Source organism: Paenibacillus sp. SAFN-054, from assembly GCF_051966755.1.
Classification (GTDB): Bacteria; Bacillota; Bacilli; order Paenibacillales; family Paenibacillaceae; genus Paenibacillus_AQ.
In genome coordinates this window covers 714,621-735,975 of record NZ_JBQCKS010000001.1, presented here as the reverse complement: position 1 = coordinate 735,975, position 21,355 = coordinate 714,621, and the positions used below count along the sequence as shown (strand labels likewise).

The 21,355-nt window shown below is 50.8% G+C and carries 21 protein-coding genes and 1 riboswitch; of the genes, 3 read left to right on the top strand and 18 right to left on the bottom strand.

Annotated features, from left to right (window positions below; genetic code table 11):
• Window positions 1-137 precede the first annotated feature (137 nt).
• From ACTHPM_RS03555 to ACTHPM_RS03520, 8 genes are all read right to left on the bottom strand, one after another.
• Window positions 138-1,127 (bottom strand): hypothetical protein, encoded by a 990-nt coding sequence (locus ACTHPM_RS03555; protein WP_440393799.1) that lies wholly within the window; start codon window positions 1,125-1,127, stop codon window positions 138-140.
• A 27-nt stretch (window positions 1,128-1,154) separates the two neighbouring features.
• On the bottom strand, window positions 1,155-2,264 hold the full coding sequence (locus tag ACTHPM_RS03550) for a hypothetical protein (RefSeq protein WP_440393798.1): 1,110 nt from the start codon (window positions 2,262-2,264) through the stop codon (window positions 1,155-1,157).
• Between the two features lie 85 nt (window positions 2,265-2,349).
• Window positions 2,350-3,822 (bottom strand): sensor histidine kinase, encoded by a 1,473-nt coding sequence (locus tag ACTHPM_RS03545; RefSeq protein WP_440393797.1) that lies wholly within the window; start codon window positions 3,820-3,822, stop codon window positions 2,350-2,352.
• Window positions 3,823-3,964: 142 nt separating this feature from the next.
• Window positions 3,965-5,893 (bottom strand): FtsX-like permease family protein, encoded by a 1,929-nt coding sequence (locus tag ACTHPM_RS03540; RefSeq protein WP_440393796.1) that lies wholly within the window; start codon window positions 5,891-5,893, stop codon window positions 3,965-3,967.
• Window positions 5,868-6,641 (bottom strand): ABC transporter ATP-binding protein, encoded by a 774-nt coding sequence (locus ACTHPM_RS03535; RefSeq protein ID WP_440393795.1) that lies wholly within the window; start codon window positions 6,639-6,641, stop codon window positions 5,868-5,870. Before ACTHPM_RS03535 ends, ACTHPM_RS03540 begins: the two co-directional genes overlap by 26 nt.
• 176 nt (window positions 6,642-6,817) lie before the next feature.
• Window positions 6,818-7,813 (bottom strand): sensor histidine kinase, encoded by a 996-nt coding sequence (locus ACTHPM_RS03530; RefSeq protein ID WP_440393794.1) that lies wholly within the window; start codon window positions 7,811-7,813, stop codon window positions 6,818-6,820.
• Window positions 7,810-8,526 carry a response regulator gene (locus ACTHPM_RS03525; RefSeq protein ID WP_440393793.1) on the bottom strand — a complete coding sequence of 239 codons (717 nt, stop codon included), beginning with the start codon at window positions 8,524-8,526 and terminating at the stop codon, window positions 7,810-7,812. Before ACTHPM_RS03525 ends, ACTHPM_RS03530 begins: the two co-directional genes overlap by 4 nt.
• A gap of 91 nt (window positions 8,527-8,617) precedes the next feature.
• The gene (locus ACTHPM_RS03520; protein WP_440393792.1) at window positions 8,618-9,562 is read right to left on the bottom strand and encodes a LysR family transcriptional regulator; all 945 of its coding nucleotides are present in this window, start codon (window positions 9,560-9,562) and stop codon (window positions 8,618-8,620) included.
• 160 nt (window positions 9,563-9,722) lie between these two features.
• On the opposite strand from ACTHPM_RS03520, the gene ACTHPM_RS03515 reads away from it, so the two are divergent.
• Window positions 9,723-10,610: a DMT family transporter gene (locus tag ACTHPM_RS03515; protein ID WP_440393791.1), complete on the top strand. Its 888-nt coding sequence runs from the start codon at window positions 9,723-9,725 to the stop codon at window positions 10,608-10,610.
• Between the two features lie 130 nt (window positions 10,611-10,740).
• On the opposite strand, the gene nagZ is transcribed toward ACTHPM_RS03515, so the two are convergent.
• The 3 genes from nagZ to ACTHPM_RS03500 all read right to left on the bottom strand — a co-directional run bounded on the left by nagZ (window position 10,741) and on the right by ACTHPM_RS03500 (window position 14,506).
• Window positions 10,741-12,057: a beta-N-acetylhexosaminidase gene (nagZ, locus tag ACTHPM_RS03510; protein WP_440393790.1), complete on the bottom strand. Its 1,317-nt coding sequence runs from the start codon at window positions 12,055-12,057 to the stop codon at window positions 10,741-10,743.
• Window positions 12,058-12,127: 70 nt separating this feature from the next.
• The gene (locus ACTHPM_RS03505) at window positions 12,128-13,453 is read right to left on the bottom strand and encodes a voltage-gated chloride channel family protein (RefSeq protein WP_440393789.1); all 1,326 of its coding nucleotides are present in this window, start codon (window positions 13,451-13,453) and stop codon (window positions 12,128-12,130) included.
• A 134-nt stretch (window positions 13,454-13,587) separates the two neighbouring features.
• A riboswitch (Fluoride riboswitch) is annotated at window positions 13,588-13,647 on the bottom strand.
• 61 nt (window positions 13,648-13,708) lie between these two features.
• Window positions 13,709-14,506, bottom strand: coding sequence for a sulfite exporter TauE/SafE family protein (locus tag ACTHPM_RS03500; RefSeq protein ID WP_440393788.1), 798 nt, complete (start codon window positions 14,504-14,506; stop codon window positions 13,709-13,711).
• Between the two features lie 117 nt (window positions 14,507-14,623).
• Here ACTHPM_RS03500 and ACTHPM_RS03495 point away from each other — a divergent pair, with 117 nt between their 5' ends.
• The gene (locus ACTHPM_RS03495; RefSeq protein ID WP_440393787.1) at window positions 14,624-14,815 is read left to right on the top strand and encodes a hypothetical protein; all 192 of its coding nucleotides are present in this window, start codon (window positions 14,624-14,626) and stop codon (window positions 14,813-14,815) included.
• A 157-nt stretch (window positions 14,816-14,972) separates the two neighbouring features.
• On the opposite strand, the gene ACTHPM_RS03490 is transcribed toward ACTHPM_RS03495, so the two are convergent.
• From ACTHPM_RS03490 to ACTHPM_RS03470, 5 genes are all read right to left on the bottom strand, one after another.
• Window positions 14,973-15,200: a sulfurtransferase TusA family protein gene (locus ACTHPM_RS03490; protein WP_440393786.1), complete on the bottom strand. Its 228-nt coding sequence runs from the start codon at window positions 15,198-15,200 to the stop codon at window positions 14,973-14,975.
• A gap of 31 nt (window positions 15,201-15,231) precedes the next feature.
• Window positions 15,232-16,389, bottom strand: coding sequence for an MBL fold metallo-hydrolase (locus ACTHPM_RS03485; RefSeq protein WP_440393785.1), 1,158 nt, complete (start codon window positions 16,387-16,389; stop codon window positions 15,232-15,234).
• 21 nt (window positions 16,390-16,410) lie between these two features.
• Window positions 16,411-16,806 carry a DsrE/DsrF/DrsH-like family protein gene (locus ACTHPM_RS03480; RefSeq protein WP_440393784.1) on the bottom strand — a complete coding sequence of 132 codons (396 nt, stop codon included), beginning with the start codon at window positions 16,804-16,806 and terminating at the stop codon, window positions 16,411-16,413.
• A 66-nt stretch (window positions 16,807-16,872) separates the two neighbouring features.
• Window positions 16,873-17,442 carry a sulfurtransferase TusA family protein gene (locus ACTHPM_RS03475; protein WP_440393783.1) on the bottom strand — a complete coding sequence of 190 codons (570 nt, stop codon included), beginning with the start codon at window positions 17,440-17,442 and terminating at the stop codon, window positions 16,873-16,875.
• Between the two features lie 81 nt (window positions 17,443-17,523).
• Window positions 17,524-17,847: a rhodanese-like domain-containing protein gene (locus ACTHPM_RS03470; protein WP_440393782.1), complete on the bottom strand. Its 324-nt coding sequence runs from the start codon at window positions 17,845-17,847 to the stop codon at window positions 17,524-17,526.
• Window positions 17,848-18,047: 200 nt separating this feature from the next.
• Here ACTHPM_RS03470 and ACTHPM_RS03465 point away from each other — a divergent pair, with 200 nt between their 5' ends.
• Window positions 18,048-18,881, top strand: coding sequence for a sulfurtransferase (locus ACTHPM_RS03465; RefSeq protein WP_440393781.1), 834 nt, complete (start codon window positions 18,048-18,050; stop codon window positions 18,879-18,881).
• 809 nt (window positions 18,882-19,690) lie between these two features.
• Here ACTHPM_RS03465 and ACTHPM_RS03460 read toward each other — a convergent pair.
• Complete coding sequence (locus ACTHPM_RS03460; protein WP_440393780.1) at window positions 19,691-20,374, bottom strand: hypothetical protein; 684 nt, start codon at window positions 20,372-20,374, stop codon at window positions 19,691-19,693.
• Between the two features lie 121 nt (window positions 20,375-20,495).
• Entirely contained in the window at window positions 20,496-21,167 is a 672-nt protein-coding gene (locus ACTHPM_RS03455) for a stalk domain-containing protein (protein WP_440393779.1), read from the bottom strand.
• Window positions 21,168-21,355: the final 188 nt, after the last annotated feature.

Here is a 21,355-nt window from a genome sequence, read left to right as displayed (position 1 = left end):
TTCGTATGTACTGTTTACAAACTTTCATATCCGATTATACATAGATTGCCGCTTGAAGTCATTTGAAGGGGACTGCTTCCGCTGGGCGACAGACGCAAAAAGACGCGGAATATCCGCGTCTATTGAACAATGATTTATCAAGACACAAACAGACTGCTCACCTTCATATCGATGGAGTCCCAAAAGGATTGTATATCCGGTTTGGGAGGTCCTTGAATGCTGTCTTTTCCTTTTTCGTAAATGACGTCATGGTTTTGATCCAGAACCTCGATATATTTTTTGACCAGAATGGCCGTCTTGGATTCCGGGTGGCCGCTGATAAAATCGTGATAGCTTTTTTTGACGGCAGGAAGAAGCTTTAAGGTCTTATCGTCTACCGCGTCATATCGATAATCCGACAAATAGGTGTTCAAGTACATGGTATATATTTGAAGCACGTCCTTGGCCCTCAATCCGTCCGGGTTCTCGGTCAGATAATACTCTGCCTTCAAAATCCGGTCTCCCAGCTGCTCCCGCGTAATTGTGATGGCACCATCCTCAAAATAAGGCTTCTCGGATTCCTCGGTCTTGAGCGCGATATAGCTCTTGATATCGTTCGAGACGTTATTGTTAAATTTCTGCAGCGCCTTGTAGTCCACCTTCCAATAGAACATCCCTTCCGTATTACCGAGCGCAAGTCCCCCATCCTGCTGATTCAGCAGCCACTGTTTCAGGGTATCGTCGCCCTTGATATTGTTGATGTCGATCGGATAACCGATTTCGTTCATTTTTTGCGCGGTTTCCGGCTTGGACAGCATCGTCTGGAAGTTATCGTTCAGGCTGGGCAAATACCGGTCGTAGAACTTCTCCAGCTCCAGAAATAATTGATCCCCTTGCTTGGCATCCACTTTTGGCATATTCTCATCCAGAAAAGCAATGACCTCTCCCGGTTCCTTGGCCTGCGCCGTGAGGAGCTTGAATTGTTCAAGCGTATCCTCCTTCGATTCCTCAGGCGGCTGAGCCGTATTCTCCTGCGGTTCATTCTGCTTTACCGGCTCCTGCACCGTCACGTTATTGGCATTCCCGCAGCCGGCAATCGCGATGGCGCTCGTCAAAGCGAGCAGCATCCATATCGATTTCTTCCTCAAAACCATTGCACCTCTCTTTATCTCAAATCATTTAAAACGGTAGATCTCGGTCATCAGCTTGGTATTCACCGTCGTCAGGTTCATCTCGGGATTCTCCTGGCTCATCATCAGCCTTCTGCCGTCAGGACTCCACAGCAGCAGGCTTTGCAGGTTGGGGTACAAAGAGACCAGCGTCGTGTGGCCCGTCTTCGCGTCCATAACATACAGCCCCGATCCGCCCCTTTCAAGGTTGAATAGTGAATAGGCGAGCTTGGATCCGTCCGGTGACCAGGATATTTGTCTGGCAAGACGCCCCTCGGCCAAGATCGTTGTTTCACCTTTGCCATCGGCGGGGATGAGCAATACTGTATTTTTGTTGTCACCGGTCTCTTCGGCAACGGCCAACCGGCTGCCATCAGGTGAAACGGAGAAGTCCTCCACCTTGCCGCGAATCAGCTTCGGAGCCTGTACGCCCTCTGATCCGTGATGTTGGAAAGGCGCGGCATCCAGTGCATAAAGCGCATGGTCTTGATCCAAATAGTATACGGTAAACCGGCCCGGATCCGCAGTCCGTGATGCTGCATCAATCTTCACGATCGTCTGGGCATCCTTCAGCTGGACGAGCGGCGTGACTTGCCCGCTGCCGGATTCGGCCAAGACCAGTTCGTCTCCCGTCGCCAGCACATAAGCTTGATCCCGGACCCATACCCCGCGTACGTTCCCGTTCAGGGAGGAGGTCATTCCCTCATGGATATCCAACTTCGTTGTCGTGCCATCCGCCAAATTCACGAAGCCGGCCTCCATCTGATTGCTGATGAACAAGCGGGTGAGATCCGGCGACGGGTTGACCGTCAGCGCATTCCGAACTCCAAGCGGACGGTCCGGTTCCTTTTCCTTCACGAGCGAATGAACGGTGAGCTCGCCTTCCATCCATTTCGGCTGGTGCGTGGTAATGATTTCGGAATCCGACAGCCAGGCCAGACCATAGGAATCTTCCTGGCGGTCAATCCGCTCCAGCTCTACTTTGCCCGCAGCTTCCCGAATCGGAGGATTTATGACCGTCACATTTTCGCTCCCGGTTCCGCTGCATCCAGTCACGGCCGCAATCATGACAGCAAGCGCCGCACAACCGATTAGCCGCCATCTTGTCTTTTTCATTGCGGCCCCCTCCTTTGTCGTAACCTCTTTCTGATGTTGAGTATAGGGAAGAATGATTTCTAAAAGTTATCGAAATGTTTCCAACTTATAAACATTTGTCGGAAGACAGCGGAAATGTAACGATAAATTCGGTTCCACTGCCATCCGCAGGGGTTTCCACCCGAATGTCCCCATAGTTCTGCCTCGTAAGCTGCTTCACAAGCGCAAGGCCTAAACCGCTGCCGCCGGATTTCCTTGCCCGGTCATGATTGACCGTGTAGAACGGTTCGAACACCAGCTCGCGCCGATCCTCGGGAATGCCCACTCCGGTATCGCGAAAACTGACTTCGACCTGTCCGTTCACGATCCGATTCGAAATTGTAACCGAACCGTTGGCTGCATTGTATTTGATCGCGTTATCCAGCAAATTGATGAAAATATGGGTTAGATTGTTCCGGTCCCCAATCATCCGTGCAGGCTCTAGCTGCACATGCAGCGTAATGCCGAACTGCTCGGCCTTCCCTTTCATCCGGGAAGCGATATCGGTCAGCAATTCTTCGAGTTCCACTTCTTCCGGGTGATGATCGAATTCGTATTGTTCCGCAGCGGCGAGATGGAGTACACGTTCCACCAATTCGTACAGACGCCCTGCTTCCTTGGCAATAGACTTCTGCGCGTCCTGTATAAGCGACGGATCATCCGGGTACATATGCAGCAGATCCGCATACGCTCTGATGGACGTCAGCGGCGTTTTGAATTCATGGCTGATATTATGGATAAAATCCTTCTGCTGTTTTTCCAGGAGCCGCAGCTTTTCAAGCGTTGCAAGCAGCTTGGCCTGCTCTTCCTGCAAGGACTGCACGTGGGTCTGGATGGCCTGATTCATGTCAAAAATGCCGCTGCTCAGCTCGCCAAGCTCATCCTTGCGCCGCAGGCTCGGAGTCTCCAGGTAATCCCCTCGCCGAATCCGGTCGGTTGCCTGTTTAAGCCGGCGGATGGCGCTTGCCTGCCTGTTCATATATAAGATGCCAAAAATAAAAGAAACGCCAAGAACGATTGCTCCAGCAATCCAAAACAGCTTTTGCATGCTGGAATAAAAGCGATGCTGGCTGCTGACCGAGGTCTGAAAGTGAATGACGCCAAGCTGCCCTTGGCCGCTCTGCACCGGGGTCATATATTCCAGCACGTCTCCGTGAACCTCGTAAGCGATTCGATTTACCAGTGCATAATCCAGCAATTGACGAACGTCCGGCTTCTCCGCAATCACAAGCGAATCCCCCGTTTCCTTGCCCGAAGCATCATACAATATCACCCTCATGCCGCTTACGTTTCCCAGTTCGCGCGCCAAAGCAGGGCCCTGCAGGCGCATGAATGTCGATGCGTCCACCTGGGTCCCTGTCACGAAGAGCTGCCGGATTCTGTCGGACGCCACATCGGCCTGCTGCTGCATCGTTTGTTCCATCTGCTGCTGCTGGTTGCTTGCAATCCCCTTCAGGATCAGAACACTGAGCAGCCCGATCGCGAAGAGAAGCAACACAGCGAGAAAGCCGGTAAATTTCCATTTTAAACTGATACGCATGCCATATCCTCCGCGAGCTCCGGCGTCACCCGCTTCATAAGCGAGTACGCCGGATAGATGATCTAAGATTAGCGGAGAACAGGCTTTTTATCAACAAAATAGCTTTTTAACCATAGGGATTCGCCTTGGCAAATCCTCCTAACTACATCATCACGCGCTTGAGTTTCTGTATATACCGCGAGCTCACCAGAAGGAAATAGACGGCTTGAACGATCAGGAAAGCGGCAGAGGCTATTAATACAGGTTGATTGACATCGTCAAGATCAAAGCCCTCTTTGACCCGGTTTAGTACCACTAACGTCTGGATAGTGGAAACAACGATGGGGATGAAGAACAGGGCGGCAATTTGGATGGCCGATGATCTTCCCATTTCGCCGGTGCGAAGACCAATCTTGGACATTGAGATATACATCTGCTGATCCTGCCTGAGCTCCGAATGCAGCTTGAAATACAGAAAGCTCGCCGAGCAAACCGACAGCAGGGATGCAATGAAAATGCCGACAAAGCTCATCATGGACACCGATTGCTCATGCATGCCGTACTCCCCGCCCCGGATGATCATCAGATTGGACGCTTCACCGCTGCCCAAGCGGGCATAGTTCCATTCATTCAGCTCTACGCCGACTTTGTACTCGTCGTCGTCTCTGCCTGGTGTCACGCCTCCGGGCCATGCCGGTACCATGAATAGGCAGGCGTGTGTAATCCAGTAGCTTTTATTCGCGGGGATTTGCTTCTTCAGCTGTTCATAGAGAGAATCGGTGACAATCAACAGATTGGTACCGGAGACCACCGAAACCTCCTGCTTCGTCCGGATTTCTCGGGAAATCTTCAGCTCGGATTCGGGATTTTTCAGTTTAACAGGGACACCGGGACTCCAGCCTGGATTATTATTGGCTTCTTTATCCGACTGCACGAGTACCGCTTCTTTCCCTTCCAAAGGGCCTGCCTTCTGCAGTCCCAGCGCCTGCGATATGCGTGCGTAGCTGGTCGCCGGCATAACGGATACATCCGGTTTGCGGCCCGAGGCGTTCGCTGTATACGATTCGACCTGATACATCTGATAGTGTATCCCTTTTTCGTCCAGCTTGTGGAGAAGAGGCTGCAGTTCCTGCTCAGCCTGCCCCGGATCGTTCAGATAATACCTGATCGGATAAGGTTGTGACTGATACAAGCTCTGGCTGCGTACGTTCACCGACATGATGAAGGACACGGCCATGCAGCAAATGGATGTCAGTACGGTAACCATGAACAAAATTCGTGCATTATCCTTGATTTTATAAGCCATTTCCGAAATCCAGATCAAGTTGGTCCCTCTCCACGTCAGGCGGCGGCTCTTCTTCAGCAAACGAAACAGCAGAACGGTGATCTGCGTGAAAAAGAAGTACGTACCGGCAATGCCTGTTACCGCGGCGACCGTGAGGCTCTTATCGATTGTGAAGTAACCGGCGGCGAGCAGCAGGATGCCGAGCAGAGATACCAGCACCGAAACTTTGGGTTCTTTCTTCGGCTTGCTTGATCCCTTGAGCAGCTCAAGCACCCGATTCCGGTTAATGAATATCAGGGTGAAGGCCGAGATGACAACGAACAACACGATGAATGAGGACACCGTCAGCAGGATCGCTTGAACGGGAAAATACAGTCCGAGCTGCTCAATGCCGATCATCCGTGCGCTGAGCGCCAAGAACATCCTGGACAGCAGCAGCCCCGCTGCCATCCCGGTGAAGATGGAAAGCGCGCCGATGAGCATGTTCTCGACAAAGACAAGCTTGCTTAGCTGGCTCTGCGTGGCGCCCAGGATCGTCAAAATTCCGAATTCCTTGTTCCTTGCCTTCAAAAACGTCCCTATCGAGTACAGGACGAACAAGAAAGCAAAAATGTAAATCACGTATTCCATGATCTGCATGACCATCTGCACGTTCGAACCGATCTGCGTGCGGTCGATGTCCGGGTGGAAGATGAACAGCGCATAGGTGAAGAACACCATCACCATGAAGCTGCTGCTGATCAAATAAGCAAAATAGGCGCGGGCATTGCGCTTGACGTTGTTAAACGCGAATTGTCGAAAGCTCATTCGCATGACCTCCCAAATACGAAAGCATATCGATGATTTTCTGGAAAAAGGCCTGACGGCTGTCTCCCCTGCGGATTTCGCCGGACAGAACCCCGTCCTTGATAAACACGACCCGGTGACAGTAGCTAGCAGCCTGTGCATCATGGGTTACGAGCATCATGGTAACGCCGTCGTCTTCGTTCAGCTTCTCCATCGTCTGCATGACCGTGCGCGAGGAGTTCGAATCCAGCGCCCCTGTCGGCTCGTCGGCCAGTAACAGTGAAGGCTCAGGGATGATGGCTCTTGCGATCGCCGCACGCTGCCTTTGCCCTCCGGATATTTCATACACTCTTTTGTTCAATATATCCGCAATGCCGAGACGCTCTGCAATCTGATGAAGCTTGACCTCCATGGTCCGAAGGTTGTGTTTGTCCAGCGTAAGTGGGAGGACGATGTTCTCCGCCACGGTGAGCGTATCCAGCAAATTGAAGTCCTGAAAGACGAAACCGAGCTCGCGTCTGCGAAACAGCGCCAGTTCCTTTTTCTTCAAGGCATGCGGATTGCTTCCGTTAATCAGTACCGTGCCGGAGCTCGGCGTGTCGATCGTGGATACCATGTTGAGCAGCGTCGTTTTGCCGCTACCCGAAGGACCCATGACGCCGACGAATTCCCCTTTCTGAATGGTAAGACCGATATCGGTTAACGCTCTTGTTGACACCTTCCCTGGATAAACCTTGCTGAGTCCGGTGACCTTTAAAATATCCGTCATACTGCTACTAATCTCCTTCCTTCATTCACATTCTCTATGTATTCCACTTTAGCGGACTGCCTCCAAGTAAACTATGGATTCGCCTTACCCGAACCTTAAACTTTTGTAAGGTTTTGTTCGGCCATGCCGTTCGTGCAGAATAATAAAACGCCGCGGAACCCGCAGCGTCTTAAGCCTTAACCGGCTTCATGATGAAAAGTAAATCTCACTGTCGTTCCTTTACCGGTCTCGGACTCGATTTCCACCTGATGGCCGAGCTTTTGGCATACTTCCCGCACAAGAAACAGTCCCATTCCAGTCGATTCGTGATACATTCTTCCCTGATTGCCCGTAAAATAAGGTTCGAATACCCTGCCCAAATCCTCTTTGGCGATGCCGATGCCTTCATCCCTGATCTCAAGCAGCGTATTCCGGCCTTGCTTAGATGCCAGAAATGCAATCTTTTTTCCCGCTTCGGACGTGTAATTCACGGCATTGACGATGATTTGGCCGAGCAGGAAAGCAAGCCATTTGGCATCGGTAATGACAGACAGCTCGGATGGGATCACGATTTCAGGATAGACTTCTTTACGGATGAACCACTGCCGATGTTCCGCAACCGATTGCTCTACCGCATCCAGCAGCTGGATGCCCTCTACCTTGAAATCTTGTTCGAAATGATCCAGTCTGGACGTGTAGAGCGCCATTTCAAGGCCTTTTTTCATTCTGTCGATTTCTTCCTGCATGCCGTTGGCCGTCTCGTCCTCCAGATCCAGGTCCTGCAGCGAGAGCTGAATGACGGATACCGGCGTTTTCATTTGATGGACCCAGCGGTTAATAAAGGCCGCATGATTGTCAAGCTTTTGCTGCGTGTCGTAAAGCTCGTTTTGATATAGCTGAAACTGACTTCGAAGCAAATCACCCGCAGCCTCTGCAAGCGGCGCCTCACCCAGCTCGTTAAGGGATTGATCCATCGTCCCGAGCGGCGATTCCAGTCTGGCATACAGCTTTCTATAGCTGTAGAACCGGAAAGCGAGATACAGCAGCAAGACTACGATGCTTAACAAGGCGCCGTAGACAAGCGTGGATACAGAGTATTCTTCCGAAGCCAGTGAATACCAGATCGTGGTGAGTATCAACTGGAGCAAGTAGAAAAGGAGAAGCGGCCTGTGCTCTCTCAGGAACAATCTCATGATCCATCCTGCCCTTCCAGCCGCAGCTTGTACCCCGCGCCTCGGACGGTCTCCACCGCTTCATGGAACCCTAGCTCCCTGAGCTTTTTCCGTATTCTCGTGATATATACGTTCAGCGTATTGTCGTCGATAAAGTGCCGGTCCTCCCACATCAAGTCCAGCAGCCTGCCGCGGCTGACGATCCGGTCCGCCTTTTTCATGAGGGCTTCCACCAATACAGCTTCCTTCTGCGTCAGCTCGACCGATTGGCCGTTACACGTCAGCAAGAAGCGCTCCGGGTACAGTACGAGCCCTGAAGCCTCCACCGTTCTCTCCTCCGTCTTCGCGGAATAGGAACCGTACGCTCTCCGCAGATGACTGCGGATTTTCGCCACGACTACATCATAATGAAAGGGCTTGGTTATATAATCATCTGCGCCGTTCTCCAGCGCCATCACCTGATCCATCTCGCTCTCCCTTGCTGAAATGAACAGGATCGGGCAAGTCGAGATCGATCGGATCTGACGGCACCAATAAAACCCGTCAAACCTCGGCAGATTCACATCCAGCAGAACGAGATGCGGCTCCGCTTCCTTAAACTCCTCCATCACCCGATTGAAATCGGCGACAACCGTGGCCTCATATCCGTATTTCTCAATATGAGCCTTCAGCAAGCCGGCGATCTTGACATCGTCCTCTATGATACCTATCCGTACGTGTTCCAGCTGCTTCATCTCCTAACCCACCGCATTTGCGGATTGTATTATCTGTCATGTTCTTTATATAAAGGCAGCACCTTGCCCACTATCGCCGTCATGCCGCATTTCAGCGTGTATCTGGCGGCAGGCCTAATACCGTTTTGTGACCGCTTTGCCTCACGCCGGTTTGCGGTAAAGGCTGCCAGCCTGTCAGCCACTCTTTGGCGGTGCGGATCAGCTTTTGCGCGGCAGGCGTGCTGCTGTGGGATGCGTTCATGGCAATTCCCAAGCTGCGGCAGCTGCGATCCTCCAATTCAACGGCAATGATATCATTCGTTCTTCCCTGGATAATCATTTCAGGCAATATACTGATGCCCAGCCCTTGTTCCACCATCGCGATAATGGCGTAATCATCCGCAGCCCGAAACGGAACCGGCGGCTTAATGCCACCTTTACGGAGTACCCTGCGTACGTCATAATCGCTGCCTTCCTTCGGCATGATGAAAGGTTCCTCCGCGATCTGGCTGTAACGGATCAGGGGCTGGTCCGACAAGGGGTGCTCCTGCGGCATAATGCAGAGCATCCGGTCATCCCGCAGCGGGATAATACGAAAGGAATCCATCGTCGGAAGCGATACGAATCCGAAGTCGATTTCCCCTTTCAGCAGCCATTCCTCGATCTCATGATAGTCCCCCTCGAGCAGCCTGACCTCGATATTCGGATGCTGCTTCAGGAACTGCCGGATCATTCCCGGCAGCCAGTGCACGGAGATGCTCGTGAACGTGCCGATACGGATAGTGCCCACTTCAATCCCGTTGATAAGGGCTACTTCCTGCTTCAGCTGCTCTTGTACCACCAGCATTTCCCTTATATATCGGAGTACACGCTGTCCGTTATCGGTCAGCTTCACGCCGGAACGGCTCCGGCTGAGAAGCGGGAAGCCGAATTCAGACTCCAGGCTGTGAATCGCGTGACTGACGCCGGACTGCGTCAGACCAAGATTCTCCGCCGCTTTCGTTAAACTTCCCAGCTCTACGACCCGCTGCAATATTTCATATTTAATCAAACTCAAACGCCCTTCACCATCCCATGCCCGTTCTATCATTTACACATGAATTTTATTCATGTTAATGATTATAAACATTCAATTTTCTTACCCTAAAATACCATTTATACTGATTCAGGCACAACAACAAACGAGATCTTTTAACGTAAAGGCTGGGGCTTATGCAATGAAACAGTATAAAGCAGACTTACTTATACTCATGGTCACCCTTTTCTGGGGGTCCTCCTACTTATTCATGAAAATCGGACTTGATGCACTGCAGCCGTTCAATCTGATCGCGCTTCGCTTCGGCGTCGCTTTTGCAGCCACGTGCTGTATATTCACCAGGAGGCTGCTGCGTTCCGACCGGCTGAGCCTGCTGTATGCCTCGCTGCTCGGATTACTGCTGTTTGGCGTGTTTGCTTCCATCATGCTGGGACTGCAAAACACCTCGACTTCGAATGCAGGCTTTCTCATGAGCCTCACTGTGATATTCGTCCCCGTATTAACGGCCATTTTTACGAAAAACAAGCCGGACAGGCGTCTGGTCGGAGGCATACTCCTTGCTGTTATCGGTATTGGCATGTTGACCCTGAAGCCCCACTCGACCTGGAGATCCGGAGACGGATGGTGCATGCTTGCGGCTTTGCTCTTTGCTGTGCATATTATTCTGACCGGGCGGGCGGCGAAAAGAACGGACGCTTTGAATGTCGGGATACTTCAGCTTGGCTTTGCTGCCTTGGTCGGCTTGGTCTTCTCTTACATGCTAGAAACTCCGCACCTCCCCGGCTCCACATCCGGATGGGCGTCTGTCCTTGCGCTCGGGATCGTCTGCAGCGCTGTCGGGTTCGTCGTGCAAGCCATCGCCCAGAAGTACACCACGCCGACGCATACCGGCTTGATTTTCGCGCTGGAACCGGTGGTCGCCGCGGTCTTCGGTATTTGTTTCATGCAGGAAACGCTGACACTTCAAGGCTACCTCGGGGCCATCTTGGTTCTCCTTGGCGTAGCGCTCTCCGAGCTTGATCTCAAGAGGCTGTTTGGCAGCCGCAAGCTATCAGGCAGTTCACCCTGAATCCGAACTTTCCGGGTTAGAAAGCGGCGGTCGGTACAGCCATAACGGTACGGTTGATAAACAAAGAAGAGCAGCCTGGGTTTCAATTACCCTGAGCTGCTCTTTAGGTGATCCGTAAGATAAACGGCGTCTATTTGCGCAATCCGTACGTTTTCAGAAGGCTTTTCAAATCCGCATTAATCGCCTGCACATCCGGTCCTGCTGCCGGTTTATCGGTCAAGCCGTAAGCCAGCTTCAGCTTCAAAATGGCGTAGACCCGGTTGTTCAGTACATCCTCAGATATCGATCCATCCTTAACAGCCTTTAACAAGGCTTCAATCGCGCGCTTTTCCTTCCCGTAATCATGGCCGACCAGAATGATATTGCCCCCGGCCTGAATCGCACGGACCGATGCATTGCCTATTTCGTAGTTTTTCTCGATGGCTCCCATCGTCATGTCATCTGAAATCACCACGCCCTGGTAGCCCAGCTCGTTCCGAAGCAGACCGGTAATGATTTCTTGCGAAAAGGATGCCGGATGATCCGGATCCAGCTTAGGCATCAGCAGATGGGCGATCATGACTACCTCCGCTTGATTCTTGATTGCTTCCTTGAAAGGGACCAGCTCCATTGCACGAAGCCGGGCCATATCATGGTTCACGACAGGCAGACCGATGTGCGAATCGACGGAGGTATCCCCATGCCCAGGAAAGTGCTTGACGACAGGGACTACCTTCTGCTCGCGAATGCCTTCCATCGTGGCGATCCCGAGCCGGCTCACCACATCCGCACTGCCGCCGAAGGAGCGGTCGCCTATGACGGGATTGTCCGGATTGCTGTTAATATCAAGCACTGGCGCAAAGTCCATATTAAGGCCGAAACCGGATAGCTCGCGACCAAGTATCGAGCCGATGCCCTTGGACAGCTCCGGATGATCCTTCTGGCCGATAGCTTCGCTGGTCGGTATTTTTGCAAGCTCACTCGGCATCCGGGATACGCGCCCGCCTTCCTCATCGACGCTCATCCAGAGCGGAACCGGATTCGATTGATTATCCTCTTTTAAATCGTTAAAGAGCTGCAGCGCCTGCTTCGTGTTCTCGATGTTGTTTTTATAGAAAATAAAGCCGCCCACATGGTACTTCTCGATCAGCTCTTTCGCAGCATCGCTGGCTACCGTACCGTCCATGCCAACCAGCACCAATTGGCCGATCTTCTCCTCCGTGCTCAGCTTGTTCAGCAGATCCAATGCCGGATCCTTCGGTACAGGGTCCTTCTCCGGTTCCGTTGGTTTCGTTCCAGGCGAGGCATTATCCGTGTCCGAAGGGATGCCGGAGCCCTGATTCGCGTTCTGATGGGGTGCTGCCCCGTCTTCTGGTTCCGATGGTCCGGTCTGGGATTCGGCGCCGCATCCCGCGGTTAGAATACCGGCGAGTATCAATGTTATGCCCGTTTTCCATATCTTTTTCATACCCATGCTCCTTTCCTTACAAAGAAACGATGCTCATGCTCATACTTAACCTCATGCCCTACTCATACTCCTACTCTTGCTCTTTACCATCATTTCTCCGAGCTTTCGACCTGCGCGCTGGCATGGTAAGCTTCTGTCTTGTTGCAAGCGTTGTGCCTTCGGGTACCTGGATCAGGTGGCTTTTCGACATGCCGATCAACTGAGAGGTATAAATCCCGCTGTAGCCGGAAAACACATAGCTAATCAGACATGCGATAAACATGTACACCGCTCCGTTCGAGCCGAACAGCTCGATCCCCATCAGAAAGCAGGCAATCGGCGTATGCGTCGCACCGCAAAAGACAGCTATAAAACCAAGTCCCGCCAAAAAGGGACCGTACAAATAAAATAGATCCGCGAGCGTATGACCGAGCGTCGCCCCGATGGCAAACAGCGGCGTCACCTCGCCGCCCTGGAAGCCTGTTCCCAGTGTAACCGATGTGAATATCAGCTTCCACAAAAAGGCGAAGGTCGGAACGTCCTGCTCAAAGGAATCCGTAATCAGCGGTATGCCAAGTCCCAAGTAATCGCGAGAACCGACCAAGAACACCAGGCCGATCACGATCAGTCCACCAACCGCGCTTTTGAGCATCGGGTTATGTAAGATCTTGGCGAACACCTTCTTGAGAGCATGCGTCAGCTCGCTGAACCCGATGCTCGCCAGGGCGAATACAAGCGATGCAGCCAACACTTTTAAAAGGACGGCAAGGCTCAGGGCTGGCGCAATCATCTGCGGATATTGGATGTGTTCCACGCCCCACAGCTGTGTTGTGACCAGATGCCCGACGAGACTGGCAGTGAAGCAAGGGATAAGCGCCTCGTACTGGATAAGTCCGATCGCAATAACCTCAAGGCCGAAAACCGTTCCGGCAAGCGGCGTCCCGAATACCGAGCCGAAGCCGCCGCTAATGCCGCACATAAGCAGAATTCTTCGTTCGAGGGCTCCAGCCTTGATCCATTTGCCGAAACGCTCTGCGAGACTTCCGCCCATCTGCACGGCCGTTCCCTCACGCCCAGCGGAACCGCCGAACAAATGGGTAACGAGCGTTCCGAAAAGCACTAACGGGGCCATCCGCAGCGGAATCGCCTCATTGCCGTTATGGATTTGCTCTATGATGAGATTATTGCCCTTGGAGCTATTCTTGCCATACTTCATATAAACGAAGCTGACGAGAGCCCCGCCAAGCGGCAATAAATACAGCAGCCACGGATGCTGCATCCGGGTATCGGTCACGTACTCAAGAGCGATCAGAAAGACGGCCGATGCCGAACCGCTCAATAAGCCGACAACCCCTCCGAGCCAAATCCACTTGAAGAAGCTTCGAAATAACGCTGCATGCCATGCATGCGATAACATATCAACTTTCCATCTGTCCCTGTTCTTCATCACTTCTGTTATGCCCCTTTTCCTTAACGGTATGTATGAAATGCGGCGCACGCTTGGCAGGAGCAGAGAAAACAAAACAGACTCCTACCAGTGCGCACAACGTTTCACTGGTAGGAGTCATCAGCCTTGCGGCGGTTATGGCGAACTCCATCGCCTTTATTACAGCTTAATTCTTGTTTTATTTTAAACGAATTCCACGCTTTCAGTCAACCGGAATCCTGCCTTTTAACCGATGATCCCCCACCAGATTTTGATGGCGGTTGCGGCAATGAGAACTGCAAGTCCAATACGCAGATATTTGACGTTCAAATGACGGCTTACCCGTGTCCCGAACGGAGCTCCCAGCACGCTTCCGATGACCGTGAAGAGCGTTGGCAGCAGCGGTATTCCACCGCCGATGAGTTTGCCTGATACACCGCCGATGGCGGAAATGAACACAATCGCAAGCGAGGAAGCGACCGTGACCCGGGTCGGAACCTGCAGCACCGTCAGCATGATGGGAATAAGAATGAAGGATCCCCCCGCTCCCACGATGCCGGATACAATTCCGACCAGCAATGCCGCCACCGAGGCGATAATTGGATTGAAAGTAATCGACTCCAGCGTTGCTTCCTCCCGGCTTCCCTTGCTCGGGATCATCATCATGATGACGGCAATAACGGCCAAAACGCCGTACACGATATTAATCGTATCGCTTGGAAGATATCGCGAGCTTACGCTTCCTCCCAGACTTCCGATCAGGATGCTGATCCCCATGTTCGTGATCAACCCTTTATGCATCAGCGGCTTTTCCTTCTTGCTCTGCTTTCTGAACGCAAGAATGCCCGCCAGCGAAGAGAAGAACACCTGGAACATGCTGATGGAGGCGACCTCTTTGGCCGTGAAGCTTCCCGCATGGAACAGCCCGGGGACATACAACAGCAGCGGATAGTTGATAATGGCTCCGCCAATCCCGAGCAGTCCCGAGAAAAAGGATCCAACCAGTCCGATCAGAAACATGATGAAATAACCTGCAACATCCACATAACGCACCCCCTTTGCCGCTTCAACTTGCGCATAAACTTTTTTGAAAAGCACTATACTAACGGAATAAGTAGCGCTATAATATAACCAAGTAAATCCATTGGAATAGGAAGGTGAATGAATTTGTTTAACAAAATCAAAAGCCTTTTTCAAGACCGCTGCCCGGATTGCTCCGAAAGCCTTCTTGTCGAAACGGATGCCTTCCGCTGCGTCAAAAGCTGCCCCCATCATCATTATAAGGAAGAAACCTACGCCCATTTGGATGTTAGAATCGTTTACAACGATGTTCACGAGAACGTCATTCGATAAACGTCAATGAATGTACTTCCCATGGAGCCAGACCACTTCACGATGTTGTTTTTCTTGCGATTTCAATGAAGGGCTTGCTTCGTATTTCATTCGTTCTGATATCTTAAAATCACAAACACTCCGTTGCAGCGGAGTGTTTGTTTTTTGCGTTCCAGCCTTACTTCTTTTTGATCCAAAACGTGAACGTGCCGTTCTCTTCTTTGCTTTCCATCAGCTGATGTCCCGTCGAGTTGGCCCAGCCCGTCAGATCGTTTTGCGATCCTTTGTCGGTCGTCTGGACTTCAAGAATTTGCCCTGACTGCAGCTCCTCAATCGCCTTTTTTGTTCTGACGATAGGCATTGGGCATGCCAGTCCTTTGGCATCTAGCACTTTATCTGCGTTCATTGGTTAACTCCTCCTTGTCCTTGCTCTTGTTCTAGTTGTCATGGACAGCGCAGCGGTTTGGACCAATTTCCATCTCGCGCTGCTGCTCTTCGTCCGGATTGATTTTGCCCATGTTGGTTTGGCGAATTTCCTGGTATGCATTCGGCTGCGGTGGCAGATTCTCGGTCACGGTCGTTCTGAACTCGGATTCGTCCGAGATGTTCAGGCCGGGATTCTGTTGGAACAGATCGCCGAGCTTGGCGGACACTTTGCCCTGCTGATCCAGCTCCGTCACTTTGCCGAAATGCGCAGGCAATACGACCAGCTGCTCAGGCATGCTGCCATAAAGTCCGTACAGGGAATGGCGTAGATCGCTTACCCAGTCTTCAGCTTTGCCTGCGAGATCCGGGCGTCCAATGGAAGCCACGAACAGAATGTCCCCTGTCAACAGGTATTGATCATCGATAAGGAAGGATGTACTTCCGATCGTGTGACCCGGTGTATAAATCGGGTGAACGTTCACCTTGCCGTTTCCGAACTGGAGATCGCCGTTCTCCTCGAGCTTGTGATACGGGTACGTCACTTCATCCGCATCTTTTGGAGGCAGCCAGTAAGATGCTCCCACTTTCTTGGACAATTCGCGTCCGCCGGATATGTGGTCTGCATGCAGATGGGTATCGAGCACATGCTTGATTTGCACGCCTTTGCTTTCGGCAAAATCGATATACGGCTGAATCATGCGTGCGGTGTCAATCACTACGGCTTCTCCATCGGAAATCGCCATGTAGGACAAGCAACCTTTGCCGATTCGAACAAATTGATAAATCTCCCCGCCGCTCTTCAGATCACCGACCTTGACAGGCTCCAAATGCTCGCTCCATAACTTCATGCCGCCTTCAAGGTAGTATACATTCTCGCGTCCGGCTTCCACAATCTGCTCCCCTATAAATTGGGACGAGCCTTCTTTGGCGCATACAACGAGCAGGCGCTTGCCGTTCGGAATGCGGTCCAAAGCCGGATCTACCCCATCCAGCAGATCGAAATAAGGAATGTTGATGATTTCAATATTCTCGCCTTCGATTTTCCAATCGTTGAACTCCGTCTCATTGCGCACGTCCAGAATGAACAATTCCTCCTGGCCTGTGACGATTTGCGTCAGCACGTGAGGCGTCATCAGGGTAAGCGCACTTTGCTTCATCTCTTCTGACATGTTTTCTCCTCCTCCAAGTGATTAGAACGATAAGGAAATGTTAGCGTCCTTGGCAAAATCGATAAAGGTAGCCGCGCCGCCAACCTCAATTCCCTCGATAAAGTCCTCTTCCTTCAAATTCATGACGTCCATCGTCATTTGGCAGGCAATAATTTTAACGCCCAATTCCTGAGCCATCGATACGAGTTCCGGAATGGAAGGTACGTTCTGCTTTTGGAAGCCTTCAGCAAAGTGCTCAGCGCCTGCAGGCATAGGCAGCTGTTGATGAGCCTGCTTGTGAATCAGATTCAATCCTTCGAACGTAAAGAAAATGCCCACTTCCGCGTCGCTTGCTGCTGCTGCCGTTGCGATGTTGAATACCTTATATGCGTCGAACATTCCACCGTTTGCTGCGATAATTGCCACTTTCGTTGCCATGTTTAAATTCCTCCAAATAAATTATTTTTTTAATCATTGTTCTGATATCTCATTGTCCATCATGGATTAATCCCGTTCTACGGAACCTGTCCATCCGGACATGCCGGGTACAACGTTTTTAATATTTTTAAAGCCTTTTTCCGTTAGGAAGTTGGCTGCCATATTGCTGCGATTGCCTGTACGGCACACAATGTACAGCTCATCCTCCGGATCCAGCTCGCCGATGCGCTGCTCCAAATCGCCAAGCGGGATATTACGGGCTCCTTTCAAGCGTCCAAAGGCATATTCAGCTGGTTCGCGGACATCCAAAATATGAATTTCCTTGTCCCCGTCTAGCAGCCCTTCAAGTTCATCGTTACGTACCGAATGCGGAAATGTAATTTCCTCTTTCACGTCATCCGGCTCGGATTTGCGAACATAGTGCCGATAAACGCCTTCTTCCTGCTGCGTTCCCAGGAACTGATGGCCGGTCGATTTGGCCCAGGCCTGTATGTCAGCTACGGATCCTTTATCGGTCGCCTGTAGTTCCAACACCTGACCGGCATTCAATTCGTTGATGGCCTTTTTGGTGCGGACGATTGGCATCGGACAGGCCAGCCCTTTCGCGTCGACGACGCGGTCAACTCTGATATCCATACCTTCACCCTTTTCAATGTGATATTTCAAAGAAAAAGCACGCTAAACGCTTATGAGGGATAAACGGGCATTCCCGTTCGGTTAGTCTCTCGCTATATCGCCCTGCCAGTTCATCATGCCGCCTGTCATATTCAGGAGCTTACGATGCCCGTGAGAGGCCAGAAATTCGCAAGCCTGGCGGCTGCGATTGCCGCTGCGGCAGATCATCACGGTGTCTTTGCTCCGGTCGATCTCGTCATGACGGACTTCAAGCTGACTGAGCGGTATCAGTTTGACTCCTTTAATATGCCCTTCTTTGTACTCGGCCAATTCCCGTACATCGATATATTGGATATCTTCGCTATGTTTCTGAATGAGTGCTGTAACTTCTTCAGGCGTGATATCTTTCCATAACGGGTTATTCATAATGATAGCCTCCTCTTCAATTCTTTATACCCTATGGGGTATTAAATCGACCATAAAAATGCGGGGCTGAATTCGCGTTGTTCAATACCCCTACGGGTATTTATTCTATACGTTTCTATCCATACTGTCAACCCGGTTTATTAAATTTACGTCTATCGATATAATAGAAATCATCATACAATATAAGGCGGTTGATAATCATGAGTTCAATTGTGGGTAAACCATGGGTGCTGGCACGAATGTATGAATCGGATGTGACTATCGTGGATTGTCGTTTCGAACTGGGGCGGCCTGACGCCGGTCGGGAAGCTTATGAAAAGGAACATATTCCTGGCGCCATATATCTTGATTTGGAAAAAGACCTGTCTTCTCCAGTAAGGGAGCATGGCGGTCGTCACCCCCTCCCGGACCCGGAGCAGTTGAGCCGGACGCTGGCGCAAAAAGGCATCAGCCCCGAAACGCGGATCATAGCCTATGATGATCAAGGCGGCATGTATGCTTCGCGGTTAGGGTGGCTGCTTCAATATTTGGGTCACGGACAAGCATATGTAATGAATGAAGGGTTTGGCGCATGGAAAGCTGCCGGATACCCGGTCACGGCTGACCAGCCGATCCGCGTTCCTTCGAGCTATACATACACCCTCCATCCTGAAATTCTCGCAAGCATGGAAGACGTGCGAGAAGCTGCCGGCAAAGATGTTATTGTCATTGATTCGCGCGATCCGCGGCGTTATCAGGGCTTTGACGAAACGATGGACCCTGTCGCGGGCCATATTCCAGGCGCCAAAAACAAGTTCTGGAAGCAGCTCGTAGGCGAAGACGGTAAATGGATACCATCCGATCGGCTGCAGGATCATTATAAGGAATTCCCTGCGGATAAAGAAATAATCGTATACTGCGGTTCCGGCGTTTCCGCGTGTCCGAATTTTATTGCCTTAAAAGAAGCGGGCTACGAGAAGGTGAAGCTGTATTCGGGGAGCTGGAGCGACTGGATTTCGTACAGCGAAAATCCGATAGCTACCGGAGAGGAATAGCCTGGAATCCTATCATGATATCACTTGGTTAATATCGTTTGGAGTCCGGAGAGCCGATAACGTGATGAGCATATTGTTTGCTAAGGTGGATATGGTCCGCTTAGACCTAACGATGTCGGTAGTTTTAGGCGTCACTTCCTGCGTTAGATCTGATATTAATAAAGCCATCATACCTGAAATAAAAGAGATGGACCGCGTCGGACGCGGTCCATTTCTTTTGTGGAACAACGTAGTGTCCCCCATTGGAGTCTCTTGATATATTGCGAGGCAACCCGGCGGTAAACGTGCAACCATCTGCTGCTGTTAACCTCGAATCTTTGTTACTGGCCGCGTCGCATCATGTATACGATTTTTCGCATATATTTGCCTCGGTTACCGCCCGTGGCGCATTATGTACTCGCTTTTCCGCATACATTTCCCTCGAAATCGTCCGTGGCGTATCATGTAATCGATTTTTCACATACATTTGCCTTGGTTACTGTCCACATCGCACCATATATTCGATTTTCCGCATACATTTACCTCGAAAACGTCTACGATGCATCATGAACTTGGTTTTTCGCATACATTTGCCTTGGTTACTGTCCGCGTCGCATCATGTATACGATTTTTCACATATATTTGCCTCGGTTACCGCCCGCGGCGCATTATGTATTCGATTTTTCGCATATATTTACCTCGAAAACGTCTACGACGCATCATGAACTTGGTTTTTCGCATACATTTACCACAGTTACTGTCCGTGTCGCCTCATGTACTCGCTTTTCTCATACAATAGCCTCGTTACAGTCACATGGTTAATACATTAGCTAAACCAGATCTACGCTTTGGAGTGTCCCTATATACTCGTAGGATGTAATTCGCTGGGATGCCCCTCTTGCCACAGGGCGAAATTTACCTTTATCCACCAGCATACGGCAATATTTAATGATCGTCATCGTGTGCATTTCCAGCTCTCTCGCAGCATCAGCCGGGCGAAGGACACGATTGTGACGGATGGCTGCCCGCATCAGTTCACGCTCTATTCTGGAATAAGTGCCCTTGGCTGTTGTTTTAGCGGTTTTGTCCGCTGACAAATAAGGATATAGCATGCTCCGCAGCGTGGAGAGAATAAAAGAGGGGTTTTCCTTCAGTTCATCAAGCGAGATATAAAGTACCGTACACTCCTGAGACTGCAGAAAAAGCCCGCGGTTCAAATCTCTCCGGTATTTACTGCGATCCGTACCATGCGAGCCATAGTCCATAATTTCAAAACCAATGCGCGTCGCTCCTACCTCCCACAAAATATCCACGAAGTAGGATCTTCCACGCCAGTCCATAACTTCATACTCCGGGTGCAATCCGTGAAAATGTCCGGCAAGCGGCCACCATACCCGTTCGACAAACAACCGGTTTCCGTAGCCATGACCACGTTTTAGAGCATCAAGCCGCTCCCCATTCCTTCGCTTGAGATGATCACTTAACCATTGTTCGTGTTCCTTTTCGAAGCCCATTTTCTTGTCCCTCGCTTTGCAACATAATATGTTTCTAACGCACAAAACCCCGCCTCCATTCCGAATCGGAAAGGACACGGGGCATTCTTTGCCACGTTTGTTTGATATTTAGAGTATCTCTCTATTTATAATAAGAGCTTGTCAACGGAATAAAGACGGAACCACCAGTCTTTACAGTGCCATGAACGAACAGTGAATCCACGCCGGCTACGTCCACTTCAATCGTGACAAGTCCATCTTCAACGGTAATATTTTGCTTTTTCAATACCGTATCCGTGTCGCTATCCTGGATCTTGAAATCTTCAATGTCCGAACCGATCGCCGCCACTTGTAGATACAGCTTTTGGTACTTCCCTTTCGGATACAGCATGAACGAGCTGCCGCGGGTGCCGCTACCGTTATCAAAATAAACATCCTTATAATCCTTGCCTTTGTAAACTGTCATGTTCGGATCCTTGGTGTGATAGGAGGAATCGAATCCCGCCGCGATGGACACGCCTTCGGACTGTTCACCCAATTGAATCGTATTGGTTTTCCCGTCAAAATTCACGGTTACGCCCAAGAGGTCTGAAATCGATCGGACCGGTAGGTATGTAGTATCTTTATACGAAATGGGAGTAATGACCGCGCCGCTGCTGTTTTGGAGTTGAACAGGTTTGCCATCCACTTTGAACTTGATGTCGGGGTTTAGATAAGCCTTGATTTCCTGAAGATTCGAACCGGCATAAACGCCCGTTCCGAGACATCCCAGCATGGCTACGGAGATGAATGCAACTGTTGCCTTCTTTTTCAATTCGCTAGCCCCTTCCGAATATATATTAAATTTGAGGAATCAAGGAAATTATAACCAATTGCTTCCTTGTAGGCAATATGATATTAAAGCTTTAACGCACAAAACTAAAAATAGAGCTCCAGAAGTATCTGGAGCTCAGCTCATTCTCATATCATTCAACATATTGTTCAACGAGGGAACTCGATCAT

Coding starts and splice junctions, on each gene's coding strand:
- ACTHPM_RS03460 (WP_440393780.1), bottom strand. CDS start 20,374: ATGGGCTTCGAAAAGGAACACGAACAATGGTTAAGTGATCATCTCAAG.
- ACTHPM_RS03535 (WP_440393795.1), bottom strand. CDS start 6,641: ATGACGGATATTTTAAAGGTCACCGGACTCAGCAAGGTTTATCCAGGG.
- ACTHPM_RS03540 (WP_440393796.1), bottom strand. CDS start 5,893: ATGAGCTTTCGACAATTCGCGTTTAACAACGTCAAGCGCAATGCCCGC.
- ACTHPM_RS03495 (WP_440393787.1), top strand. CDS start 14,624: ATGAATTTGTTTAACAAAATCAAAAGCCTTTTTCAAGACCGCTGCCCG.
- ACTHPM_RS03525 (WP_440393793.1), bottom strand. CDS start 8,526: ATGAAGCAGCTGGAACACGTACGGATAGGTATCATAGAGGACGATGTC.
- ACTHPM_RS03480 (WP_440393784.1), bottom strand. CDS start 16,806: ATGGCAACGAAAGTGGCAATTATCGCAGCAAACGGTGGAATGTTCGAC.
- ACTHPM_RS03545 (WP_440393797.1), bottom strand. CDS start 3,822: ATGCGTATCAGTTTAAAATGGAAATTTACCGGCTTTCTCGCTGTGTTG.
- ACTHPM_RS03485 (WP_440393785.1), bottom strand. CDS start 16,389: ATGTCAGAAGAGATGAAGCAAAGTGCGCTTACCCTGATGACGCCTCAC.
- nagZ (WP_440393790.1), bottom strand. CDS start 12,057: ATGAAAAAGATATGGAAAACGGGCATAACATTGATACTCGCCGGTATT.
- ACTHPM_RS03465 (WP_440393781.1), top strand. CDS start 18,048: ATGAGTTCAATTGTGGGTAAACCATGGGTGCTGGCACGAATGTATGAA.
- ACTHPM_RS03490 (WP_440393786.1), bottom strand. CDS start 15,200: ATGAACGCAGATAAAGTGCTAGATGCCAAAGGACTGGCATGCCCAATG.
- ACTHPM_RS03505 (WP_440393789.1), bottom strand. CDS start 13,453: ATGTTATCGCATGCATGGCATGCAGCGTTATTTCGAAGCTTCTTCAAG.
- ACTHPM_RS03530 (WP_440393794.1), bottom strand. CDS start 7,813: ATGAGATTGTTCCTGAGAGAGCACAGGCCGCTTCTCCTTTTCTACTTG.
- ACTHPM_RS03515 (WP_440393791.1), top strand. CDS start 9,723: ATGAAACAGTATAAAGCAGACTTACTTATACTCATGGTCACCCTTTTC.
- ACTHPM_RS03550 (WP_440393798.1), bottom strand. CDS start 2,264: ATGAAAAAGACAAGATGGCGGCTAATCGGTTGTGCGGCGCTTGCTGTC.
- ACTHPM_RS03475 (WP_440393783.1), bottom strand. CDS start 17,442: ATGGATATCAGAGTTGACCGCGTCGTCGACGCGAAAGGGCTGGCCTGT.
- ACTHPM_RS03470 (WP_440393782.1), bottom strand. CDS start 17,847: ATGAATAACCCGTTATGGAAAGATATCACGCCTGAAGAAGTTACAGCA.